Consider the following 1591-nt stretch of genomic DNA (forward strand, 5'->3'; position numbering starts at 1 on the left):
TCTCGACGATCACCGGCTGGCCCAGCGCCTTCTGCAGCTCGGGCGCCATCGCGCGGGCCAGCAGGTCGGTGGTGCCGGCCGGCGGGAAGGGCACGACGATGCGCAGCGGCCGCACAGGCCAGCCCTGCTGGGCGCGGGCCAGGCCCGGCAGACAGGCCGCGGAGGACAGCGCGAGCAACGCGCGACGGTTCAGGCTCATGGAACGTCTCCTCGTGGTGATCTCGATGCGGGTCGTCGGCGGCGATGCGATCGTGATGCGGCGGGGATGTCCGTCCCGCCCGGCTAGTCCGCCGACTCCACCGACGCCGCCGACTCCGGCAACCCGGGCGGCTCCGGACCGAGGAGGGTCTGCAGCTGCACCCGCTCGGAGCTGCAGGCGGCATCGAAGTCGGCCTCGATCTGGATCAGCGCCTGCGCGTCGCCGGCCTCGACGGTCACGATGCCGCGCGCGCGGTTGCGGCCCTGCGACTTGGCCGTGTAGAGCGCCATGTCCGCCCAGTTGACGGCCTGTTCCCAGTGCAGGGCGAGCTGGGCCGGCGGCAGCGGGAAATGCGCGAAGCCGATCGAGCAGGTCACCCGCAGCGCGCCGGCCGCGGTCTGCACCGGCTGCTCGCCGACGATGAAGAGGATGCGCTCGGCCAGCAGCTGCAGCTGGTCCGGCGCCACATTGCGGGCAAAGACCAGGAACTCCTCGCCGCCCCAGCGCACCACCAGGTCCTCCGCCCGCACCGCCTGCGCGATGCGCCGCGAGACCTCGACGATCACCGCGTCGCCGGCCGCGTGACCATGACGGTCGTTGACATGCTTGAAGTGATCGATGTCGATCATCAGCAGCGCGCCGGTGAACACGTCCTTGGCATGGCGGTCCATGACCGCGAGGAAATGGCGCCGGTTGGCCAGGTCCGTCAGCGGGTCGCGCTCGCTCTGGGCGCGCAGCAGGCTCTGGTTGGCCTTGAGCCTGCGGTTGGCCTCGCGCACGCGCGCCAGCATCACGCCCATCAGGATCAGCGACAGCCCCAGCAGCGCCGCCAGCCCGACGCCGACGTACTGCGCCAGCCGCCGGTTGCCGAGCTCGCGGTCCTTGAGCGTCTGCTCGCGGCGCAGCAACTCCAGGTCGCGCTGCCTGGCCTCGCTGTCGTACTTGAGCCGCAGCTGCTGCAGCGCGGAGTCGCGGTTGCGCCGGGCCGTCTCCGCGCTCAGCGCGCGTTCCTCGTGATAGAGCCGCAGCGCCTCCTTCCACTGCCCGACCTTGGCGTAGGCCTCGCCGAGCTCGCGCAGCTGCAGCGCGCGGCGCACCGGATCGAAGTCGCCCTGCGCCAGCTCGAGCACCCGCGCGACCTCGCGCCGCGCCGGCTCGAACTGGCGCTGCAGCACCAGCGCGACCGACAGGTTGTGGCGCAGCGTGCGCTCGACCGTCTGGTCGTTGTAGGACTGCACCACCGGCAGCGCCAGCCGCGCCAGCTGCACCGCCTTGGCGGCCTGGTCGGTGTGGATGTAGGCGTCGAGCAGGTTGTTCTGCAGCAGCGCGACGTCACGCCGTCCGCCCGACTGCTGGGCCAGCCGCAGCGCGTCCTCGAGCGCCGCCAGCTGC

The 1591-nt window shown here is 72.2% G+C and carries 1 protein-coding gene and 1 pseudogene; both read right to left on the reverse strand.

The genetic code is table 11. From position 1 onward, the window contains the following. Positions 1–199 (reverse strand): annotated as a pseudogene (locus FUT87_RS22700) (tripartite tricarboxylate transporter substrate binding protein); the annotation flags it as partial. A gap of 83 nt (positions 200–282) precedes the next feature. Beyond that, positions 283–1591 (reverse strand): diguanylate cyclase (locus tag FUT87_RS22705; RefSeq protein ID WP_147242476.1); only part of this gene is annotated, 1309 nt, incomplete at its 5' end.

The sequence above is a fragment of the Mitsuaria sp. TWR114 genome (assembly GCF_007997345.1).